Source organism: Citrobacter sp. RHBSTW-00029 (assembly GCF_014104295.1).
Lineage (GTDB): Bacteria > Pseudomonadota > Gammaproteobacteria > Enterobacterales > Enterobacteriaceae > Citrobacter > Citrobacter youngae.
In genome coordinates this window covers 341,226-361,102 of record NZ_JABXRT010000001.1, presented here as the reverse complement: position 1 = coordinate 361,102, position 19,877 = coordinate 341,226, and the positions used below count along the sequence as shown (strand labels likewise).

Genomic DNA, 19,877 nt, shown 5'->3' with positions numbered 1-19,877 from the left:
AACAGCGTAAATATGACGTTCTGATGCTTAGCGCCCTTTTAACTAATGATAAAAATTGTACTTTACGGTACCCTACGGCGGTTTTTCGCATTCTTGAGAGTAAAAAATGTCCACCACCTTGTTTAAAGATTTCACCTTCGAAGCCGCTCACCGCCTGCCGCATGTACCAGAAGGGCATAAATGTGGCCGCCTGCATGGTCACTCATTTATGGTGCGTCTTGAAATTACCGGTGAAGTCGATCCGCATACCGGTTGGATCATGGATTTTTCTGAGTTAAAAGCGGCGTTTAAGCCGACCTACGACAGACTCGATCACTACTATCTGAACGATATTCCGGGCCTCGAAAACCCAACCAGCGAAGTGCTGGCAAAATGGATTTGGGAGCAGGTTAAACCGGTGGTTCCACTGCTGAGCGCAGTAATGGTAAAAGAAACCTGCACAGCAGGCTGCGTGTATCGCGGCGAGTGATTGTAACGTCTGTGGCAACGGTCAATTTTCCTTAACTGACACTCTGTTAGGGTTATGTGCTCTGGATATCTGGAGCACAACATGTCAGACGATTTCGATATCATTATCATCGGTGCAGGGATAGCAGGCACCGCTTGTGCTTTACGTTGCGCACGCGCAGGGCTTTCAGTTCTGCTTCTTGAACGCGGCGAACTTCCCGGCAGTAAAAACCTTTCCGGTGGGCGTCTGTATACTCATGCGCTCGGCGAACTTCTCCCCCACTTCCAACACTCGGCCCCGCTGGAACGTAGAATTACCCAGGAAAATATCTCGCTATTAACGCGTGATGGCGCAACAACGTATTCCAGTTTGCAACCCGACGGTGACTCATGGAGTCTGCTGCGCGCCCGCTTCGACCCGTGGTTCGTCGCACAGGCTGAAGCCGAAGGCGTGCAGTTGATTACCGGTGTGACGGTTGATGCGCTTCATCTTGAAGGTGGCAGAGTGTGCGGCGTAATTGCCGATAGTGAGACGCTGCGCGCCCGTTATGTGGTGCTGGCTGAAGGAGCGAACAGCGTGCTGGCGGAACGCTATGGCTTCCTGCCGCGCCCCTCAACCACCTCGATGGCGTTAGGGATTAAAGAGACGCTGGCGCTGGATAAATCGTTACTTGAAGAACGTTTCCGCCTATCCAAAGACGAAGGCGCGGCAATGCTGTTCAGCGGCGATATTTGCGGTGAACTGCCCGGCGGTGCATTTCTCTATACCAATCAAGAGACGCTCTCTTTCGGTGTGGTTTGCCCACTCTCCTCGGTAGCGCAAAGCACTACCAGTGCATCTGAACTGCTGGAGCGACTCAAGATGCATCCCGCGCTGCATCCGCTGCTCAGAGGTAGCGAACCGCTGGAATATGGCGCACATCTGGTTCCGGAAGGCGGCTTACACAGCCTACCGGTACAATACGCCGGAGAAGGCTGGCTGCTGGTCGGTGATGCACTACGCAGTTGTGTGAATACCGGTTTCTCCGTACGCGGCATGGATATGGCGCTGATCGGCGCTCAGGCAGCCGCGCAAACATTGATTAATGCCTGCCAGAAGCATGGGCCGCAAAACCTGTTTCCGGCCTACCATCAGGACGTCCAGCACAGCCTGCTGTGGGCAGTTTTGCAACGCTATCGGGATGTTCCTGCATTGCTGGAACGCCCCGGATGGTATCGTCAGTGGCCGGAACTGATGGAGTCTGTCTCCCGTGAAATCTGGCACCAGGGCTGCCGCCCGGTAGCCCCGCTGCGCCAGATAGTCTGGCGTCAGTTTCGTCGTCACGGCCTGCGCCATCTGGCAGGCGATATTATCAGTAGCTTACGATGTCTGTAACCCGCAACGCCTGGCGTCCCGCCGACATTTCACATATTGTACCGGCGACCAAAGTCGATTACGAAACGGCACAACGGCTGATCGCCTCCTGCCCTGCCGGGCTATTTTCCCTCGCGACGGAAGGTGAACTTAAGATCGACTTTCGCGGCTGCCTGGAGTGTGGTACCTGTCGACTGCTGTGTGATGAAACCACGCTGCAACAGTGGCGCTATCCCGCATCCGGGTTTGGCATCACATATCGATTTGGCTAATTTTCAAGGATATTCTATGCCCCTGTTACACCTGCTTCGCCAGAATCCGGTGATTGCCGCCGTGAAAGACAACGCCAGCCTGCAATTAGCCATCGATTCTGAATGCCAGTTCATCTCTGTTCTGTACGGTAATATCTGCACTATCAGCAATATCGTGAAAAAAATTAAAAATGCCGGTAAATACGCGTTTATCCACGTTGATCTGCTGGAGGGCGCGTCGAATAAAGAGGTTGTGATCCAATTTTTGAAGCTGGTCACCGAGGCGGACGGTATCATCAGTACCAAAGCATCGATGCTGAAAGCGGCACGGGCAGAGGGCTTTTTCTGCATCCATCGCCTGTTTATCGTCGACTCTATCTCTTTTCACAACATTGATAAGCAGGTAGCGCAGTCGAACCCGGACTGTATTGAGATCCTGCCAGGCTGTATGCCGAAAGTGCTGGGATGGGTGACAGAAAAAATACGCCAGCCGCTGATAGCTGGCGGGTTGGTCTGCGATGAAGAGGATGCGCGTAATGCGATGAAGGCCGGTGTGGCGGCTCTTTCTACCACCAACACCGACGTCTGGACGTTAGCCAAAAAGCTGAATTAAGTTCCTGCGCTGGCTGCCAACGCTTCAAGTACCGGCAGCCAATCATCCACAATCCCGACGTCCGCCTGCGAAAAGACAGGCGCGCCAGCATCGCTGTTTATCGCCACCACAAACCGGCTCTGACGAACTCCGGCCATTAACGCCGCCGCACCGGAGGCTCCAGCAACAATGCAGACTTCCGGCGCAAGCAGATGGCCCGAGATACCAATCACGCGCTCAGCGTCAAAGCCACCATTCATCACCCGCGCACGGCTGTATCCCACTTCAGCGCCAAGCGCCTGACCCAGCGCGGTAATTTTATCGGCACTGACGTCACTTCTTCCCTGCCCGACCACCAGCACGCGCCCGGCCTGTAACAAAGGATGAGCAGTAACGCGCTCAATGCTTTCCACGCTCTCCAGCCAGTCTGGAGCAAGTGTAGGTACAATCCGGTATTCCGCCATCGCAGGCAGATCCTTTCCCGACGCGCTCAATTCGGGCTCGCGCGTCAGAGAAATACATAAGGGACTCGCGGTAACGTGCAATGTTGCCATCAGCGCATTTCCCCAATGAGATTTGTTAACCAACCCCTGCTGCGCCTCCAGCGTCTGTACCTGGCAAAGACTGCCGCCATGCAGTCGCCAGGCCAGTCGCGTCGCAAGCTCATCCCCCAGCGGCCCGGCAGGAAAGATAAGGATATCGGCCGGCGTCAGCGACCACTGCGCCGCCAGCGCATCCAGCACCTGCTCTGCAACATCCGGCGGCGGCTCTAGGGTCCAGCGCTCCAGTTCCATGTTGGAAAGTCCGTTTTCTGCAACCCAGTTGGCGATTGCCGCACATTCGCCACTTTGCGTAATCAGCGCGATCTTCATGGCAGCATCCTCTGGCGCAAATAGTCGTTCCACAATAGCAGGGCTTTTTCCTGCGCCGTCGCACCGTCGATTATCATGGCGCAGCGCCGCTGCGTCGGTCGCGTCAGCTTCTGGCACTGAACGTTGGGGATTTCATCGCAGGACACGGGCTGGCGCACAATCTCCGCTTTTGCCGCGGCCAGACGCTGACGCATTCCCGGTACAGGAAGCGCCACTTCACCACATTGTCTGACTGCAATCACTGCCGGGAGCCGCACCCGGCAACGGCGGATACCGGATATCGTTCGCTGTTCGACGACAATGAAAGGTGGCTCAAGGGTAAAGCGTTCGACCTGGATGAAACAGGGCCAGTTAAGCATTTCCGCCAGCAAAAATGGTGTTTGCCCATTCTGCCCCTCGCTGCTCTGACAGCCGGTGACAATCAGTTCAGTACCGTGTCTGCCCTGCCAGTCGGCAATCTGTCGGGCAATGAATTCTGGCGCAAAGCGCAGATCCGCCGCTGTATCCAGCAACACCGACTGCTCAAAACCTAACGCGGCAAAATAACGCAGCCAGTGAAGTGCCCGCTCATCACCGATGCTTAATGCGATCAGGGTCATCTCACAGCCCACACCACGCTGGGCCAATAGCTGCGCGGCAGCAGCCTGTTCATCAGCACCGATGGCGCAGCGCAATAGAGAAACATCCGGCCCGCAGGTGCCCTGGGCGACCGTCTGCCAGTCTTTTTCCGCCAGCATGCTGGCATCGGGTTCGGGCTTAAACGCCAACAGAATGTTCATTTGTACCTCCTTGTCTTTGGTCGCCGCTTCCGGCCGCCACCAGCGGCAACGCTTTGGTCTCCGGTGCCCATAGCCAGGTCACCACGAAGCCGATCAGCAATACGCCAGCTAATAGCAGCAGCGTGACCGTCATCCCCCATTGCGCCAGAGTCCATGGCAGTAAACCGGTGCTGATTGCTGCGCCGAGTCGGCTCATAGCGGTGGCGAATCCCACCCCCAGCGAACGAATGTCGGTGGGAAAGCTTTCCGCCGGTAAAATCCCCACCAGATTACTGACCGCCGAAATCGTGGTGCTGAATAAGACAAAAAGCAGCAGCGTCCAGTGACTGCCAGGCGGTAAGCAGGCCATCACGATTAATGTCGCCGCCAGCAGCAAAAAGCTGCCGAGCAGAAAATGGCGATGGGCCAGCAGATGTGTTAATACCAGACCCAGCAGCGCGCCCACGATCAGCAGCGCATTCAGCAACAGGCTGGCAGTTAACGCGTCTTCAAGACCAATGGTTTCGGCAATCGTCGGTAGCCAGGTGTAGATAACGAACCAAGGGATAACCAGGCAAACAAAGAAGATGCTATTAAAAGCCGTGCGCCGCCAGTAGCGTGATGAGAACAGGGTTCTGATATGTTTATTCGTCTCTTTCGTTACCTCATCGCCCAGTTGTACGTGCATACCAAAACAGCGGTGCACCACGGCATGAGCTTCAGCGAACCGCCCCTGACGCATCAGCCAGCGCGGCGACTCTGGCGTTCCCCAGCGCAGCAGCGTAATCAATAGCGCAGGTAAAGCAGACGATGCCAGCAGCCAACGCCAGGCATCCGGGTTTTCGCTAATAAAATGATGACCAGCAATACTTGCCAGTACGTAACCCACTGTCCATACCACGCTAAATGCACCGAGCAGAATCCCACGGTGTCGACGCGGTGAAAACTCGGCCAGCAGCGTGTGCCCCACAGAGTAATCTCCGCCCAGGCCTATCCCTATAAGGATCCGCAAGCCAATCAACTGCTCGGGCGTGGTGGCAAAAAACTGAAGAAATGAGGCAACGGTGATCAGTACAAAGCTGAAGTTGAAAATTTTTTGTCGACCATAGTGATCCGAAACCCATCCCAGAATCAGGCTGCCGATAAAAAGCCCTAACAGCGCCGCACCGCCGATCATGCCAGCCATAAAAGGCGTCAGATGCATAGCGGGAGTGAGCTGAATAATGGCGTAACCGATGACACCAAGGACATAGCCATCAACAAGATGTGCGCCAAAAGTCAGCGCGGCAATACGGCAGTGAAAGCCGTTTAGCGGTAAATCATCCATTCGCACCGGTGAAGTGTTCATTTCTACCCCTTCATAGTCCGGTAAAATTACGGCTCCTCATTTGAGAAGCCGTATAAATAACTACTTCTCAATCGGGTAGATCGTGCCCGTATTCATAATTCCGTTCGGATCAAACTGCTTCTTCAGCCCTTCCAGCAACGCCCACGCGCTGCCATGTTCCAGCTTGCTCCAGTGAACGCGATGCTTGCCAATGCCGTGGTGATGCACCATAGAACCGCCGAGGCGAATCGTCTCCTCACAGATAATCTTGTTGAGCGGGTTATGGTACTTATCAATTTCCTCTTCAGGCTTACAGTTCACCACGTTGTAGTCATACACAAAGTACATGTTGGTACCATTGATATAACTGTGGGAGGAATGACCGCCCAGCATGGTGATATCATCCGCATGCGGGAACTCGGTACGAATACGATTGATTACGCTTTCATAGATCTCATGGATGCAGCTCCAACAGCCTGAAACCTCAGTAGTGAAGCCCATATTACCGGTTTTCAGGATCTGCACACGTTCGGCAGCCACTTTTTCCGGCCCCCAGTTCAGGTGATTAAACCAGTTTTCAATCAGCTTGCTGTCCACTCGCTGGCACTGCGGATAGCGTGCCACAACTTCCGCAATGCCTTCCCCGGTGGCTTTCGCCAGCCGCGGGTTGCCCTCAGCCATAAAGATCAGCACGCATTTGCCATCAGCAAAATGGGTGAAGTGCTGGGTGCCATCTTCCGCATCGTACAGGCGAGCGATCGACGGACGATATCCTTCCACCATCACTTCACGCAGAATCTCAAAGCCAACCTTCATATCGTCCAGAACGTAGCCGTAGTAGAGGTTGTTTTCCGGGGTAAACTTGAATATTTTCACTGTTACTTCAGTGATATAGCACAGTGCACCTTCGTTGCCGATAATGATGTGGCGAATGTCCGGGCCGGCTGCGCGGCGGGGGACGTTTTTGATGCGGGTGACGGTGCCGTCCGCCAGTACGGCCTCGAGGCCGACAACCATATCTTCAATTGCGCCGTAGAGCGTGGAAAATTGACCAATACTACGGGTTGCCACAAGGCCGCCCATCTGCGCCAGAGGTTTAGACTGCGGCGAGTGTCCGGTAGTGTAGCCTTTAGCCCGCAGCGCATTTTCCAGCACTTCCAGCGGCACACCACACTGTGCGGTCGCCTGCATATTCTCGATATCAATATTCAGGATTTGGTTCATTCCGGCGCCGTCCAGCACCACGGAATTCTCAACCACGGTTTCCAGCCCCCCTTCCGTCGCAGAGGCTCCGGTACGTGGAACGCCATTGATCTTATGCTGGTTCATAAAGGCCAGCACGTTAGAAACCTGGTCGGTCGAGCCTAACTTAACAACCGCAGCTGGTAGCGGTAGCGTAAAGACGCCATGGATATCAGCATATTTACGAAAGCGGTCAATACTGTTTTTCTTTAATACCGTTTCATCGGTAATTACGCGATCGGACCCAACAATTTCTTTTAACTGGTCAACAATCGCTTCGCGAGATAAAGGCATAGCTATTCCTTCCTGATAATTAACAGAATAATGAATAAAACAGAAACTATCGATAAGATTTAACGAACCAAATAACCACCATCGACAACCAGTAAATGACCGTTAACATAATTAGACGCCTGACTGGCGAGGAATATCGCTGCCCCCATTAAATCCTGAGTATCTCCCCAACGATTTGCCGGGATATGATCCAATACCCGCTGGTTGGTTTCCGGGTTACTGCGGGTGGCCTGCGTAATATCTGTCGCATAATATCCCGGTGCGATACCGTTAACCTGAATATTATATTGTCCCAATTCATCGCAATATGCTTTAGTAAAACCAGCCAGTGCATGTTTGGTAGCCGAATAGGCTGGTGACCACTGACCACCAAGATAAGAGAACAATGAACAAATATTAATAATTTTACCGCTGTTTTGCGGAATCATAATTTTTGCAGCTTCATAGCTTAGTTCAAAGGCCGCCGTCAGGTTAACATCAATCATCGGATCCCAGTCCGCACGGCCAAAGTCCAGCACCTTATTCAGCTTACAAATTCCGGCATTATTCACCAGAATATCGACGGTGCCAAAACGCTCGCAGCAGGCGGCGATAATCTTCTGCGGCGCACCTTTTTCGGTAATATCCACCTGCATAAATTCAACTTCAACGCCTTGTTTCTCAATGATTTCCTTCGTTTCGCCGTTATCTTTTACAAAGCTTGGGATAAACAGATTTGCCCCCGCTTTCGCCAGCGCCATCGCGAAAGCCTGACCGAGACCGCTGTTGCCGCCCGTAACGATCGCCGTTTTCCCTTTCAGGGAGAAAAAATTCATTGAGAATGCGTTGAGAGATTCGATTGACATAGTTAGCTCCAAATTCCTTTAGGCAAAAAAAAAGAAAGGCAACTTCCCCCCGCAAGAGGGAAGTCACCTTTCTCATTATCTCTGGTAACTGGACTAAATTTTTAGCACAACCATAAATTATCTAACGTGATCAAAATCACAGATGCTCGTTAATTTTATCGTGATAGCCAAAAACAAGAATCGTGATTATTCTCACACTATAATCAATCCGTCCATGTTATTTCTAAGTGCAATTACTAGAGACCTGAGAAAAGTAATCCACCTGAAAGGGCGGTTTACTTTTCTCTTTTTTTTGTCTGTTAAACATGAGAATTCAATATGCATAACAATTCATATCGCCGTTGGATAACCCTCGCAATTATTAGTTTCAGCGGCGGTGTCAGTTTTGATCTGGCTTATTTACGTTATATATATCAAATTCCCATGGCAAAATTCATGGGATTTAGCAATACCGAAATCGGATTAATAATGAGTACCTTTGGTATTGCGGCTATTATTTTGTATGCGCCCAGCGGCGTTATTGCCGATAAATTTTCGCATCGCAAAATGATTACTTCAGCGATGATTATTACCGGATTGCTCGGTTTGCTGATGATGACGTATCCACCGCTGTGGGTCATGCTCTGTATTCAGGTTGCATTTGCCATCACTACCATCCTGATGCTGTGGTCGGTATCAATTAAAGCCGCTTCGCTGCTAGGGGATCACAGCGAACAAGGGAAAATCATGGGCTGGATGGAAGGCCTGCGCGGTGTTGGGGTCATGTCACTGGCCGTATTTACTATGTGGGTCTTTTCTCGTTTCGCCCCCGATGACAGCAATAGCCTGAAAGCCGTGATCCTGATTTATAGCGTGGTCTACATCCTACTGGGAATTTTGTGTTGGTTCTTCGTCAGCGACGGTAACAGCCACAGCATCGCGGCGAAAGAAGAAAAGCACCCCTTCCAGCTCAGCGATATTCTCGCGGTGCTACGCATCAGTACGACCTGGTATTGCAGCATGGTCATTTTTGGCGTCTTTACGATCTACGCCATCCTCAGTTACTCCACTAATTATCTGACCGAAATGTACGGTATGTCGCTGGTCGCGGCGAGCTACATGGGCATTGTCATCAACAAGATTTTCCGCGCCATTTGCGGGCCGTTGGGCGGCATTATTACCACCTATAGCAAGGTGAAATCGCCGACCCGCGTCATTCAGTTGCTGTCTATCGTTGGCGTGCTGGCGCTTATTGCGCTGCTAGCCACCAACTCGAACCCGCAGTCCGTCGCCATGGGTATCGGCCTGATTCTGTTACTGGGATTCACCTGTTACGCCTCGCGTGGACTCTACTGGGCCTGTCCCGGCGAAGCCAGAACGCCGTCTTACATCATGGGAACCACCGTGGGGATCTGTTCGGTGATCGGTTTTCTACCCGACGTGTTTGTTTATCCGATCGTAGGCCACTGGCAGGACACGCTCCCGGCGGCACAAGCCTATCGCAATATGTGGTTAATGGGGTTGGCGGCGCTATGCCTGGTCATCCTGTTCACTTTCTTATTGTTTCGCAAAATTCGCACCGCTAACACCGCACCGGAAAAGATGACATCACTGGCCGCTGAAACCACTGGCGAGTGATGATGACAATTTAAAGGAGAAATAATCATGTCAAAGAAATACATCATTGGAATCGATGGCGGGAGCCAAAGCACTAAAGTAGTGATGTACGATCTGCAGGGGAATGTGGTCTGTGAAGGAAAAGGCCTGTTACAGCAGATGTACACCCCGGATGCTGATACGGCAGAACATCCCGACGATGATTTATGGACCTCTTTATGCTTCGCCGGAAAGGATCTGATGAATCAATTTGCGGGCCATAAAGAAGATATTGTCGGCATCGGGCTGGGTTCTATCCGCTGTTGCCGCGCGCTACTCAAAGCTGACGGCACACCTGCGGAACCGTTAATCAGCTGGCAGGACGCCCGCGTCACCCGACCTTATGAGCATACCAATCCTGATGTGGCCTGGGTTACCTCATTTTCGGGCTACCTGTCGCACCGCTTAACCGGCGAGTTCAAAGACAACATCGCCAATTACTTTGGCCAGTGGCCGGTGGATTATAAAACCTGGTCGTGGAGCGACGATGATGAGGTGATGAAGAAGTTTAACATTCCCCGCCACATGCTATTCGATGTGCAGATGCCGGGGGCAATCTTAGGCTATCTTACCGAACAGGCGGCTTTCGCTACCGGTTTTCCGGCGGGTTTACCCGTTGTCTGCACCACCAGCGATAAGCCGGTCGAAGCACTCGGCGCGGGGTTGCTGGACGATGAAACGGCGGTGATTTCGTTAGGCACCTATATCGCCCTGATGATGAACGGTAAAGCGTTGCCTAAAGATCCCGTCGCATACTGGCCGATTATGTCTTCCATTCCTGAAACGTTGCTGTATGAAGGGTATGGCATTCGTAAGGGGATGTGGACGGTCAGTTGGCTGCGGGACATGCTGGGCGAATCCTTGATTCAGGATGCCAAAACACAGGGACTCTCACCGGAGGATCTGCTCAACAAAAAAGCCTCAGTTGTCCCTCCTGGCTGTAACGGCCTGATGACCGTGCTCGACTGGCTGACCAACCCATGGGAGCCATACAAACGCGGCATTATGATAGGCTTTGACTCCAGCATGGACTATGCGTGGATTTACCGCTCGATTCTGGAAAGCGTGGCGCTGACGTTAAAAAATAACTACGACAATATGTGCAATGAAATGAACCATTTCGCTAAGCACATCATCATTACCGGCGGTGGTTCAAACAGCGATCTGTTTATGCAAATCTTTGCCGATGTGTTCAACCTCCCGGCCAGGCGTAACGCCATTAACGGCTGCGCGAGCCTCGGAGCGGCGATCAATACCGCGGTAGGGTTGGACCTGTATCCTTCCTACGAAGCGGCCATCGAAAATATGGTCCGGGTCAAAGATGTGTTTATGCCAGTTGAACAAAACGCCAAACGCTATGAGGCGTTAAATAAAGGAATCTTCAGGGATTTAACTCAGTATACCGATGTGATTTTGAAAAAGTCGTATGAGGTCACTCACGGTAATCTGGATAACGTTGACGCCATTCAAAGCTGGTCAAACGCGTAATAAGTATGCCGGGCGGATGAAATCCACCCGGCTTAATTGTCAGGCAATATTCAGATATTTGTGGGTTTGCATCGACAAACGCCAGTTACGCGCAATACAGGTATCAATACACAAACGCGTCGCATCTTCTTTCTGACTGATTGGCTGTAAGGCGATGATTCGTGGTTTTTCGTCGCTCAACGTGGCCAACAGTTCATCCAGTGCTTCAATATCGCGAACGCGACCAACCGGATGTTTGATTTCATTCGCGCGCTCCAGCGCCTGCGACAGCACATCATAACCGCCGCGCATATTTACCTTCGGCGATACGGTCACCCAGGTATTCGGCGTACAGCGCACTTCATGGGTGCCGCTGGTTTCAATCTGGCAGCTAAAGCCGTTCTTTTCCAGCAGGTCAGTCAGCGGCATCAGGTCATGAATGCAGGGCTCACCACCGGTTATCACCACATGACGGGCGGTATAGCCCTGACGCTGAATAACAGCCAGCAGATCTTCACTGCTCGCCGCCCCCCATTTATCACTCTCTTTCGTCTTAGCCAGGATGCTGTACAGGGAGACTTCCCGATCCTCAAGCTTATCCCAGGTGTGTTTGGTATCGCACCAGGCACAGCCAACCGGGCATCCCTGTAAACGAATAAAAATGGCGGGGACGCCGGTAAAGTAACCCTCACCTTGCAGGGTCTGGAACATCTCGTTAATCGGGTACTGCATAGTCATCTCTGTTTAGGGTTATGGACGCGTATTATTGCAGATTTGCACGCTCAGGTCTTGCCCCCGGCTGCGCTGTCCCCTGAGTTAAAAATCATGAAACATGATCTCGTGTTTGCGCCTGCAATGATCGAATAGCTGTGATCTAATTTCATAGCTGTTCAGGCAGCGTTTTGATGTAACAAAATATTATTGATAATAACCTTATAAAAATAGTATAAATATTTTAAAAGTAAAATATTTCAAGCATGTACAAACGGATACATGAAATTATGAATTTATTAGTATCACGTATAGTCAAATTCGATCCGCGGTATCTTTTTATATTAGAATAGGCTTAAGAAACCTAAACTTACGCTAATTTTCCATTTAATCTCCGTTTAATTATCCGCGCCTAGAATCCAGTCAACCACCCCTAATGAGACTGCATTCATGAATACACTATTAATTACTGGCGCAACCGGTTTTTTGGGCGGAGCCGTTTTAGAAAACATTCTGAATCAGACAAATGGATTTAATCTGCTGCTTTTAGTTCGTGCCAGTAATGATGTATCAGCGCTGGAACGGATAAAGGAAAATCTGCGCAAATTCAATATTGCAGAAGAAAAACTGGCCACACTTAGCCCGCGGAATATCCTGTTGGGTGATTTAGTAGAACCTGAAGCGTTTCTTAACGACCCGCGTCTGGGCCAGGTTACTCATGTCATCAATTGCGCCGCCGTCGCCTCTTTTGGCAACAACCCGCTTATCTGGAAAGTCAATGTCGAAGGAACGCTGAAGTTCGCCCGGAGAATGGCCTGTGTCGGCAGCCTGCAGCGTTTTCTTCACGTTGGTACAGCAATGTCATGCTCCCCAGACCCCGATTCACTGGTGGCCGAAAGTGCAGAGTTTCGCGAGCGTGCTGAGCATCTGGTTGAGTATACGCACTCTAAATCCACGATAGAACGTCTGATGCAACAGGAGTGCCCAACATTACCACTGGTTATCGCGCGGCCTTCGATCGTTGTTGGCCATACTCATCACGGCTGTAAACCCTCCAGCAGTATTTTCTGGGTATTCAGCATGGGTCTGATGCTACAAAAATTTATGTGTTCGATGGAAGACCGTATTGACGTGATCCCGGTTGATTATTGCGCCGATGCATTGCTGATGTTACTGAGCAGTCCACTTGCTCGCGGTGAAGTGGTGCACATCTCAGCAGGAGAAGAAAATAGCGTGAGGTTTGCAGATATTGATAACGCGATGGCATCTGCGCTGGAACAAGCTCCCGTCGGCAATAAATACGCACAGGTCAGCTATGAAACGCTGGTCCAAATGCGCCGTGAACTGAAGAATATTTTTGGCCCCTGCAACGAACGACTAATGCTGAAAGCCATGCGTCTTTACGGCGCGTTCGCAACGCTGAACGTGCGATTCAGCAATGATAAGCTGCTCAGCATGGGGATGCCGAAGCCGCCGCGTTTTACCGATTACATTGAGCGCTGTGTACAGACGACACGTGGGCTGACTATTCCACAGCAAATGGCAGTGGACTTTAAATAGGTTGCTATTGTGCAGGCAAAAAAATGCCAGCCCGAAGGCTGGCATTTTTAAATCAGAGAAAGAACAGGATTACGCCTGACCTTTGATCTCTTTACGACCATTGTACGGAGCTTGTTCACCCAGAGCTTCTTCGATACGAATCAGCTGGTTGTACTTAGCAACGCGGTCAGAACGGCTCATAGAACCAGTTTTGATCTGGCCTGCAGCGGTACCAACAGCCAGGTCAGCGATGGTAGCGTCTTCAGTTTCGCCAGAACGGTGAGAGATGACAGCGGTGTAGCCAGCGTCTTTCGCCATTTTGATCGCAGCCAGAGTTTCGGTCAGAGAACCGATCTGGTTGAATTTGATCAGGATGGAGTTAACGATGCCTTTTTCGATGCCTTCTTTCAGGATCTTGGTGTTGGTTACGAACAGGTCGTCACCAACCAGCTGGATTTTGTCGCCCAGTACTTTAGTCTGGTATGCGAAACCATCCCAGTCAGACTCGTCCAGACCATCTTCGATGGACACGATCGGGTACTGTTTGGTCAGTTCTTCCAGGAAATGAGTGAATTCTTCGGAGGTGAATGCTTTGTTGCCTTCGCCAGCCAGAACGTATTTACCGTCTTTGTAGAATTCAGACGCTGCACAGTCCATCGCCAGAGTGATGTCTTTGCCCAGCTCGTAGCCAGCTGCTTTAACCGCTTCAGCGATTACCGCCAGAGCTTCAGCGTTGGAACCCAGGTTCGGCGCATAGCCGCCTTCGTCACCCACTGCAGTGTTCATACCTTTGGCTTTCAGAACTTTAGCCAGGTTGTGGAACACTTCAGAACCCATACGTACAGCTTCTTTCAGGGTTTTAGCGCCAACAGGCTGAATCATGAATTCCTGGATGTCGACGTTGTTGTCAGCGTGCTCACCACCGTTGATGATGTTCATCATCGGAACCGGCATGGAGTATTTGCCCGGAGTGCCGTTCAGTTCAGCGATGTGTGCATACAGCGGCAGGCCTTTAGCAGCAGCAGCTGCTTTGGCGTTCGCCAGGGACACAGCCAGGATGGCGTTTGCACCGAAGTTGGATTTGTTTTCAGTACCGTCCAGATCGATCATGATCTTGTCGATGCCAGCCTGATCTTTAGCATCTTTACCCAGCAGAGCCTGAGCAATCGGGCCGTTAACAGCTGCAACAGCTTTCAGTACGCCTTTACCCATGAAGCGGGATTTGTCGCCATCGCGCAGTTCCAGTGCTTCGCGGGAACCAGTAGAAGCACCTGACGGAGCTGCTGCCATACCAACGAAACCACCTTCCAGGTGTACTTCGGCTTCAACAGTCGGGTTACCACGGGAGTCGATGATTTCACGACCGATGATTTTAACGATTTTGGACATTAGGTTTTCCTCAGTACAAGTTAAACTAAAACTCCAGACAAACAATGCACCCTGATGGGTGCATTGCCGTTCTAACTTTTTACTTCTTACTTCGCCTGACGCTTCTGATGTTCACTGGCGGCTTTCACAAAGCCGGCGAACAGCGGGTGCCCATCACGTGGCGTGGAAGTAAATTCCGGGTGGAACTGACAGGCCACGAACCACGGATGATTCGGTACCTCAATGATCTCGACCAACTGATCATCACCGGAACGGCCTGCAACACGCAGACCCGCAGCTTCAATCTGTTTCAACAGCATATTGTTGACTTCGTAGCGGTGGCGATGGCGTTCAACAATTGTCGGCGTACCGTACAGTTGACGAACCAGACTCTCATCGCTCAACTGACACTGTTGCGCACCAAGACGCATTGTGCCGCCCAGATCGCTCTTCTCGGTACGGACTTCGACGTTGCCGTCTTCATCACGCCATTCAGTAATCAGGGCCACCACCGGGTACTTACAGTCTGGCACAAATTCTGTGGAGTTGGCGTTGTCCATTCCCACGACGTTACGAGCAAACTCAATCAACGCAACCTGCATACCCAGGCAAATACCCAGATAAGGAATATTGTTCTCACGCGCAAAGCGCGCTGTCGCGATTTTACCTTCAACACCACGGTAGCCGAAGCCGCCTGGGATCAGGATTGCATCAAGACCTTTCAGGATCTCAACGCCGCGCGTTTCGACATCTTGCGAATCAATCAGCTTGATGTTGACGGTGACACGATTCTTCAAGCCACCGTGCTTCAGCGCTTCGATAACTGACTTATAGGCATCCGGCAGTTCAATGTACTTGCCGACCATACCAATAGTCACTTCGCCTGCCGGATTCGCTTCTTCGTAGATAACCTGTTCCCATTCTGACAGATTCGCTTCCGGACAGTTCAAGCTGAATCGTTTACAAATATAATCGTCAAGGCCCTGGGATTTCAACAGGCCCGGAATTTTATAGATGGAATCGACATCTTTCAGAGAAATCACCGCTTTTTCCGGAACGTTACAGAACAATGCAATTTTTGCACGTTCATTAGCCGGAACTGCGCGATCGGAGCGACAAATCAGGATATCTGGCTGAATACCGATAGAAAGCAGCTCTTTTACCGAGTGCTGAGTCGGTTTAGTTTTGACTTCACCTGCCGCCGCCATGTACGGAACCAGCGTCAGATGCATAAACAACGTGTGCTCACGGCCAATTTCTACGGCCATCTGGCGAATCGCTTCAAGGAACGGCAGAGATTCGATATCCCCAACGGTTCCGCCGATTTCAACCAGAACAACATCATGACCTTCGCCGCCTTCCAGAACGCGTTCTTTAATGGCATTCGTGATGTGCGGGATAACCTGAACGGTCGCGCCCAGATAGTCACCACGGCGTTCTTTACGCAGAACGTCGGAGTAGATACGACCGGTGGTGAAGTTGTTACGGCGGCTCATTTTCGTACGAATGAAACGCTCATAGTGACCCAGGTCCAGGTCGGTTTCAGCGCCGTCTTCGGTAACGAACACTTCCCCGTGTTGGATAGGGCTCATAGTACCTGGATCGACGTTGATGTACGGATCCAGTTTCATCATGGTTACATTGAGGCCACGGGCTTCAAGAATGGCTGCCAGGGAGGCTGCGGCAATGCCTTTTCCCAGAGAGGATACGACCCCGCCGGTCACAAAAATATAGTTCGTTGTCATGCTGGACCTGAGAAGTTAGGGTGAAACGATGGAATTACCAAGACGGGAAAGTAGTATACCCGAACATGACGAGCGCCACAAACTTTCATTATTCCTCCTCTTCACCAGGCTCACATTAACATCGGGAGTGAGAAAATAGCCCCTTTGGGGTAAATGTTTTTGACGTAAATCAAGCGCTTGTTATTTAAAAAATCACACAAATCGCCCTTGACCGACGAAATCCCTTAGAGATCAATTTCCTGTCGTTTTACCTGTTGCCAGACTTCTTCCATTGTTTCCAGATCAACACCTGTCATTTCCAGACCGCGAGCAGCCACAATTCGCTCAACCTCACGAAAACGGCGCTCGAATTTTTCATTCGCTTTCTGCAAAGCAGTCTCTGCTTTTGTCCCTAAATGACGGGCCATATTGACCGTGGCAAACAGCAGGTCGCCCATTTCCTCCTCCAGTTTAGCCTGGTCAACGACAGCCTGCTTCGCCTCGAACATGACTTCGTCAATCTCTTCGTAAACCTTGTCGACAACCGGCCCTAATGTTTTCCAGTCGAAGCCAACATTTGAGCAACGTTTCTGGATTTTCTGGGCGCGCATTAGCGCCGGTAAACTACGGGGAATATCGTCCAGCGCGGAATGTTGTGACTTCTCGGCACGTTCTTCGGTTTTGATTTGCTCCCAACGGGTTAGCACCTCGGTGCTGTTACTGGCAGAAACATCTGCGAAAACATGCGGGTGGCGGCGTTCAAGCTTATCGCTTATCGCAGCACAGATATCATCAAAGTTGAAGCGCCCTTCTTCCTGTGCCATCTGGGCGTAAAACACCACCTGGAACAACAGATCGCCTAATTCACCACGCAGATCGTCGAAGTCTTCGCGCGCAATGGCATCAAGTACTTCATAGGTTTCTTCGAGGGTGTAAGGAGCAATAGTGGCGAATGTCTGCTCTTTATCCCACGGACAACCGTTTTCCGGGTCGCGCAGGCGCTGCATAATACCGAGCAGTCGATCGATTTGGTTCATTGGAATATCCTGAAATTTCAATATAGTAGACCGGATAAGGCAACAGCCAACATCCGGCGATATAGCAATGCCTGATGGCAACGCTGACGCGTTGCCATCAGGCCTGCAAGATCATCCGGCCTACAAAATAATTAATTACCGTGCAGACGGCGTGCGTCGATCACATCCGGCACCTGGTTCAGCTTGCCGAGCACACGTCCGAGTACCTGCAGGTTATAGATTTCGATGGTCATATCAATGGTGGCCAACTGTTGTTTGGTATCACTCCGGCTGGCAACCCCCAGCACGTTCACCTTTTCGTTGGCAAGAATCGTCGTGATATCACGTAACAAGCCGCTGCGATCGTTAGCCTGGACGCGAACCACCAGCGAATACCCTGCCGAGTAGCTTTCGCCCCAAACCGCGTCAACAATACGTTCCGGCGCATGCGAGCGCAGTTCATTCAGCTGTTCGCAATCCGCCCGGTGGACGGAAATACCGCGTCCCTGGGTGATAAACCCGACAATCTCATCGCCGGGAATCGGCTGGCAGCAGCGAGCGATGTGGTGCATCAGGTTACCCACCCCTTCAACCACCACGCGACCGTCGTCTTTTCGGCGACTCTGCGGCGCCTGCGTTTTCTGCTGAAGTTGTTTCAGCGCGGCGGCATCCTGTTCGGCAGCGCTTGGTTTATTAAACTGCGCCTGCAGGAAGTTCACCATCTGGTTGAGGCGGATGTCTCCTCCGCCAATCGCCGCCAGCAGCTCATCCAGCTCATTGAAGCTGTAGCGCGGCAGCAGATGTTTTTCCGCTTCTTTCAGGCTAATACCTAAATGCGCCAGCTCATCATCGAGGATCTGGCGGCCCGCCAGGATGTTTTTGTCGCGATCCTGTTTACGGAACCAGGCGTGGATCTTCGAGCGCCCCCGGCTGGTCGTCACGTAGCCCAGGTTAGGATTTAGCCAGTCACGACTTGGGTTTGGCTGTTTCTGGGTGATGATTTCAATTTGATCGCCCATCTGCAGCTGATAGGTAAACGGTACGATGCGCCCGCCAATTTTCGCGCCAATGCAACGATGCCCCACATCACTGTGAATGTGATAAGCAAAATCGAGCGGCGTTGAGCCCGCCGGTAAGTCCACAACATCGCCTTTTGGCGTAAAGACGTAAACTCTGTCATCAAAGACCTGGCTACGCACTTCATCCAGCATTTCACCGGAATCCGCCATCTCTTCCTGCCAGGCTATCAGTTTACGCAGCCACGCAATGCGGTCTTCATGACCAGAGCGCGCCGCGCCTGAAGCAGTACCTTCTTTGTACTTCCAGTGCGCGGCAACACCCAGCTCAGCATCTTCGTGCATCTGTTTGGTACGGATCTGGATTTCAATGGTTTTACCGCCAGGCCCCAGCACAACCGTATGGATTGACTGGTAACCGTTAGGCTTTGGATTGGCAACGTAGTCATCGAACTCATCAGGCAGATGGCGATAGTGAGTATGCACAATCCCCAGCGCGGCATAGCAATCCTGTAAACGCTCAGCCACGATACGCACCGCGCGCACATCGAACAGTTCGTCAAAAGCCAGCTGCTTTTTCTGCATTTTGCGCCAAATACTGTAGATGTGCTTCGGACGTCCGTACACTTCAGCTTTGACGCCTTCCGTTTTCATCTCTGAGCGTAAATGACCGACGAACTCATCAATGTAATGCTCCCTGTCGATACGACGTTCATGCAGCAGCTTGGCAATGCGTTTGTATTCAGCCGGGTGCAGATAACGGAAGCAATAATCTTCCAGTTCCCATTTTAATTGCCCGATTCCCAAACGGTTGGCCAGCGGTGCATAGATATTGGTGCACTCTTTTGCCGCCAGAACGCGTTCATCTTCCGGCGCGTCTTTCACTTCTCGCAAATGGGCAATACGTTCCGCCAGCTTGATGACCACGCAGCGGAAGTCATCGACCATTGCCAGCAGCATGCGACGAACGTTATCGACCTGCTCGGAAGAGACTGAATCGGTATGCGTGGCTTTAAGTTGGCGTATCGCCGCCATATCACGCACACCATGGATAAGGTTAACGATTGACGTGCCTACGCTCTCGCGCAGGATGTCTTCACTCACCACATTGGCATCCGCCAGAGGGAACAGCATCGCCGCTCGCAGCGTGTCGATATCCATGCTCAGCATGGAGAGTATTTCCACCATTTCGACGCCACGCCACAGCAGCAGATCCGCATCCGGATGCCCCTGTGTCTGCTGCAGGCAATACGCCCAGGTTTCGGCTAAGCGTTCACACGACTGCTGGCTGGAGATCCCAAGACTCGCGATCCATTTCTTAGGATCAAACTCACCAGCTTTATTTATATGTGCACTTCTTACCGCAACCATCGTCCTCTCCTTAAGGGGCATGGCCTGTCGAAGTCGACAAGCCGTACC

16 protein-coding genes and 1 pseudogene are annotated in these 19,877 nt (G+C 51.6%); 7 read left to right on the top strand and 10 right to left on the bottom strand.

The features are described from left to right. Positions 1 to 106: 106 nt before the first annotated feature. The 4 genes from queD to HV041_RS01745 all read left to right on the top strand — a co-directional run bounded on the left by queD (position 107) and on the right by HV041_RS01745 (position 2,665). The gene (queD, locus tag HV041_RS01760; RefSeq protein ID WP_048213068.1) at positions 107 to 469 is read left to right on the top strand and encodes a 6-carboxytetrahydropterin synthase QueD; all 363 of its coding nucleotides are present in this window, start codon (positions 107 to 109) and stop codon (positions 467 to 469) included. Positions 470 to 550: 81 nt separating this feature from the next. Then, entirely contained in the window at positions 551 to 1,822 is a 1,272-nt protein-coding gene (locus tag HV041_RS01755) for an FAD-dependent oxidoreductase (RefSeq protein WP_121584985.1), read from the top strand. Further along, positions 1,813 to 2,073: a ferredoxin family protein gene (locus HV041_RS01750; protein WP_121584986.1), complete on the top strand. Its 261-nt coding sequence runs from the start codon at positions 1,813 to 1,815 to the stop codon at positions 2,071 to 2,073. The genes HV041_RS01755 and HV041_RS01750 overlap by 10 nt, the downstream gene beginning before the upstream one ends. Positions 2,074 to 2,089: 16 nt before the next feature. After that, positions 2,090 to 2,665 (top strand): glycerol-3-phosphate responsive antiterminator, encoded by a 576-nt coding sequence (locus tag HV041_RS01745; RefSeq protein ID WP_061547655.1) that lies wholly within the window; start codon positions 2,090 to 2,092, stop codon positions 2,663 to 2,665. On the opposite strand, the gene HV041_RS01740 is transcribed toward HV041_RS01745, so the two are convergent. The 5 genes and pseudogenes from HV041_RS01740 to HV041_RS01720 all read right to left on the bottom strand — a co-directional run bounded on the left by HV041_RS01740 (position 2,662) and on the right by HV041_RS01720 (position 7,982). Then, positions 2,662 to 3,516 (bottom strand): electron transfer flavoprotein subunit alpha/FixB family protein, encoded by an 855-nt coding sequence (locus tag HV041_RS01740; protein ID WP_121584987.1) that lies wholly within the window; start codon positions 3,514 to 3,516, stop codon positions 2,662 to 2,664. The genes HV041_RS01745 and HV041_RS01740 overlap by 4 nt on opposite strands. Further along, the gene (locus HV041_RS01735; protein ID WP_121584988.1) at positions 3,513 to 4,295 is read right to left on the bottom strand and encodes an electron transfer flavoprotein subunit beta/FixA family protein; all 783 of its coding nucleotides are present in this window, start codon (positions 4,293 to 4,295) and stop codon (positions 3,513 to 3,515) included. The genes HV041_RS01740 and HV041_RS01735 overlap by 4 nt, the downstream gene beginning before the upstream one ends. Continuing rightward, positions 4,273 to 5,693, bottom strand: a pseudogene (locus HV041_RS01730) (MFS transporter). Before HV041_RS01730 ends, HV041_RS01735 begins: the two are co-directional and overlap by 23 nt. Next, positions 5,683 to 7,137: an FAD-binding oxidoreductase gene (locus HV041_RS01725; RefSeq protein ID WP_121584989.1), complete on the bottom strand. Its 1,455-nt coding sequence runs from the start codon at positions 7,135 to 7,137 to the stop codon at positions 5,683 to 5,685. The pseudogene HV041_RS01730 and the gene HV041_RS01725 overlap by 11 nt, the downstream one beginning before the upstream one ends. Positions 7,138 to 7,196: 59 nt before the next feature. Further along, entirely contained in the window at positions 7,197 to 7,982 is a 786-nt protein-coding gene (locus HV041_RS01720; RefSeq protein ID WP_121584990.1) for an SDR family oxidoreductase, read from the bottom strand. Between the two features lie 318 nt (positions 7,983 to 8,300). Here HV041_RS01720 and HV041_RS01715 point away from each other — a divergent pair, with 318 nt between their 5' ends. Both HV041_RS01715 and HV041_RS01710 read left to right on the top strand, forming a co-directional pair. After that, complete coding sequence (locus HV041_RS01715) at positions 8,301 to 9,599, top strand: MFS transporter (protein WP_121584991.1); 1,299 nt, start codon at positions 8,301 to 8,303, stop codon at positions 9,597 to 9,599. A gap of 27 nt (positions 9,600 to 9,626) precedes the next feature. Continuing rightward, positions 9,627 to 11,105 (top strand): FGGY-family carbohydrate kinase, encoded by a 1,479-nt coding sequence (locus tag HV041_RS01710; RefSeq protein ID WP_182294037.1) that lies wholly within the window; start codon positions 9,627 to 9,629, stop codon positions 11,103 to 11,105. A 39-nt stretch (positions 11,106 to 11,144) separates the two neighbouring features. On the opposite strand, the gene queE is transcribed toward HV041_RS01710, so the two are convergent. After that, entirely contained in the window at positions 11,145 to 11,816 is a 672-nt protein-coding gene (queE, locus tag HV041_RS01705) for a 7-carboxy-7-deazaguanine synthase QueE (RefSeq protein ID WP_048213069.1), read from the bottom strand. Between the two features lie 429 nt (positions 11,817 to 12,245). Here queE and HV041_RS01700 point away from each other — a divergent pair, with 429 nt between their 5' ends. Continuing rightward, a complete protein-coding gene (locus HV041_RS01700) occupies positions 12,246 to 13,355 on the top strand; it encodes an SDR family oxidoreductase (protein WP_048213070.1) in 1,110 nt (369 codons plus the stop codon). A gap of 69 nt (positions 13,356 to 13,424) precedes the next feature. On the opposite strand, the gene eno is transcribed toward HV041_RS01700, so the two are convergent. The 4 genes from eno to relA form a co-directional block, all read right to left on the bottom strand. Further along, on the bottom strand, positions 13,425 to 14,723 hold the full coding sequence (gene eno / locus HV041_RS01695) for a phosphopyruvate hydratase (protein WP_003034129.1): 1,299 nt from the start codon (positions 14,721 to 14,723) through the stop codon (positions 13,425 to 13,427). Between the two features lie 86 nt (positions 14,724 to 14,809). After that, entirely contained in the window at positions 14,810 to 16,447 is a 1,638-nt protein-coding gene (gene pyrG / locus HV041_RS01690) for a CTP synthase (glutamine hydrolyzing) (protein ID WP_005130912.1), read from the bottom strand. 224 nt (positions 16,448 to 16,671) lie between these two features. Further along, a complete protein-coding gene (gene mazG, locus HV041_RS01685) occupies positions 16,672 to 17,463 on the bottom strand; it encodes a nucleoside triphosphate pyrophosphohydrolase (protein WP_048213071.1) in 792 nt (263 codons plus the stop codon). A 131-nt stretch (positions 17,464 to 17,594) separates the two neighbouring features. After that, positions 17,595 to 19,829: a GTP diphosphokinase gene (relA, locus tag HV041_RS01680; RefSeq protein ID WP_048213072.1), complete on the bottom strand. Its 2,235-nt coding sequence runs from the start codon at positions 19,827 to 19,829 to the stop codon at positions 17,595 to 17,597. Positions 19,830 to 19,877 lie beyond the last annotated feature (48 nt).

Bases quoted from the DNA above. Each gene is read 5' to 3' on its own strand.
- eno (WP_003034129.1), bottom strand. From the start codon at position 14,723: ATGTCCAAAATCGTTAAAATCATCGGTCGTGAAATCATCGACTCCCGT.
- queE (WP_048213069.1), bottom strand. From the start codon at position 11,816: ATGCAGTACCCGATTAACGAGATGTTCCAGACCCTGCAAGGTGAGGGT.
- queD (WP_048213068.1), top strand. From the start codon at position 107: ATGTCCACCACCTTGTTTAAAGATTTCACCTTCGAAGCCGCTCACCGC.
- HV041_RS01755 (WP_121584985.1), top strand. From the start codon at position 551: ATGTCAGACGATTTCGATATCATTATCATCGGTGCAGGGATAGCAGGC.
- pyrG (WP_005130912.1), bottom strand. From the start codon at position 16,447: ATGACAACGAACTATATTTTTGTGACCGGCGGGGTCGTATCCTCTCTG.
- HV041_RS01740 (WP_121584987.1), bottom strand. From the start codon at position 3,516: ATGAAGATCGCGCTGATTACGCAAAGTGGCGAATGTGCGGCAATCGCC.
- HV041_RS01700 (WP_048213070.1), top strand. From the start codon at position 12,246: ATGAATACACTATTAATTACTGGCGCAACCGGTTTTTTGGGCGGAGCC.
- HV041_RS01735 (WP_121584988.1), bottom strand. From the start codon at position 4,295: ATGAACATTCTGTTGGCGTTTAAGCCCGAACCCGATGCCAGCATGCTG.
- HV041_RS01725 (WP_121584989.1), bottom strand. From the start codon at position 7,137: ATGCCTTTATCTCGCGAAGCGATTGTTGACCAGTTAAAAGAAATTGTT.
- relA (WP_048213072.1), bottom strand. From the start codon at position 19,829: ATGGTTGCGGTAAGAAGTGCACATATAAATAAAGCTGGTGAGTTTGAT.
- HV041_RS01720 (WP_121584990.1), bottom strand. From the start codon at position 7,982: ATGTCAATCGAATCTCTCAACGCATTCTCAATGAATTTTTTCTCCCTG.
- HV041_RS01710 (WP_182294037.1), top strand. From the start codon at position 9,627: ATGTCAAAGAAATACATCATTGGAATCGATGGCGGGAGCCAAAGCACT.
- HV041_RS01750 (WP_121584986.1), top strand. From the start codon at position 1,813: ATGTCTGTAACCCGCAACGCCTGGCGTCCCGCCGACATTTCACATATT.
- HV041_RS01745 (WP_061547655.1), top strand. From the start codon at position 2,090: ATGCCCCTGTTACACCTGCTTCGCCAGAATCCGGTGATTGCCGCCGTG.
- HV041_RS01715 (WP_121584991.1), top strand. From the start codon at position 8,301: ATGCATAACAATTCATATCGCCGTTGGATAACCCTCGCAATTATTAGT.
- mazG (WP_048213071.1), bottom strand. From the start codon at position 17,463: ATGAACCAAATCGATCGACTGCTCGGTATTATGCAGCGCCTGCGCGAC.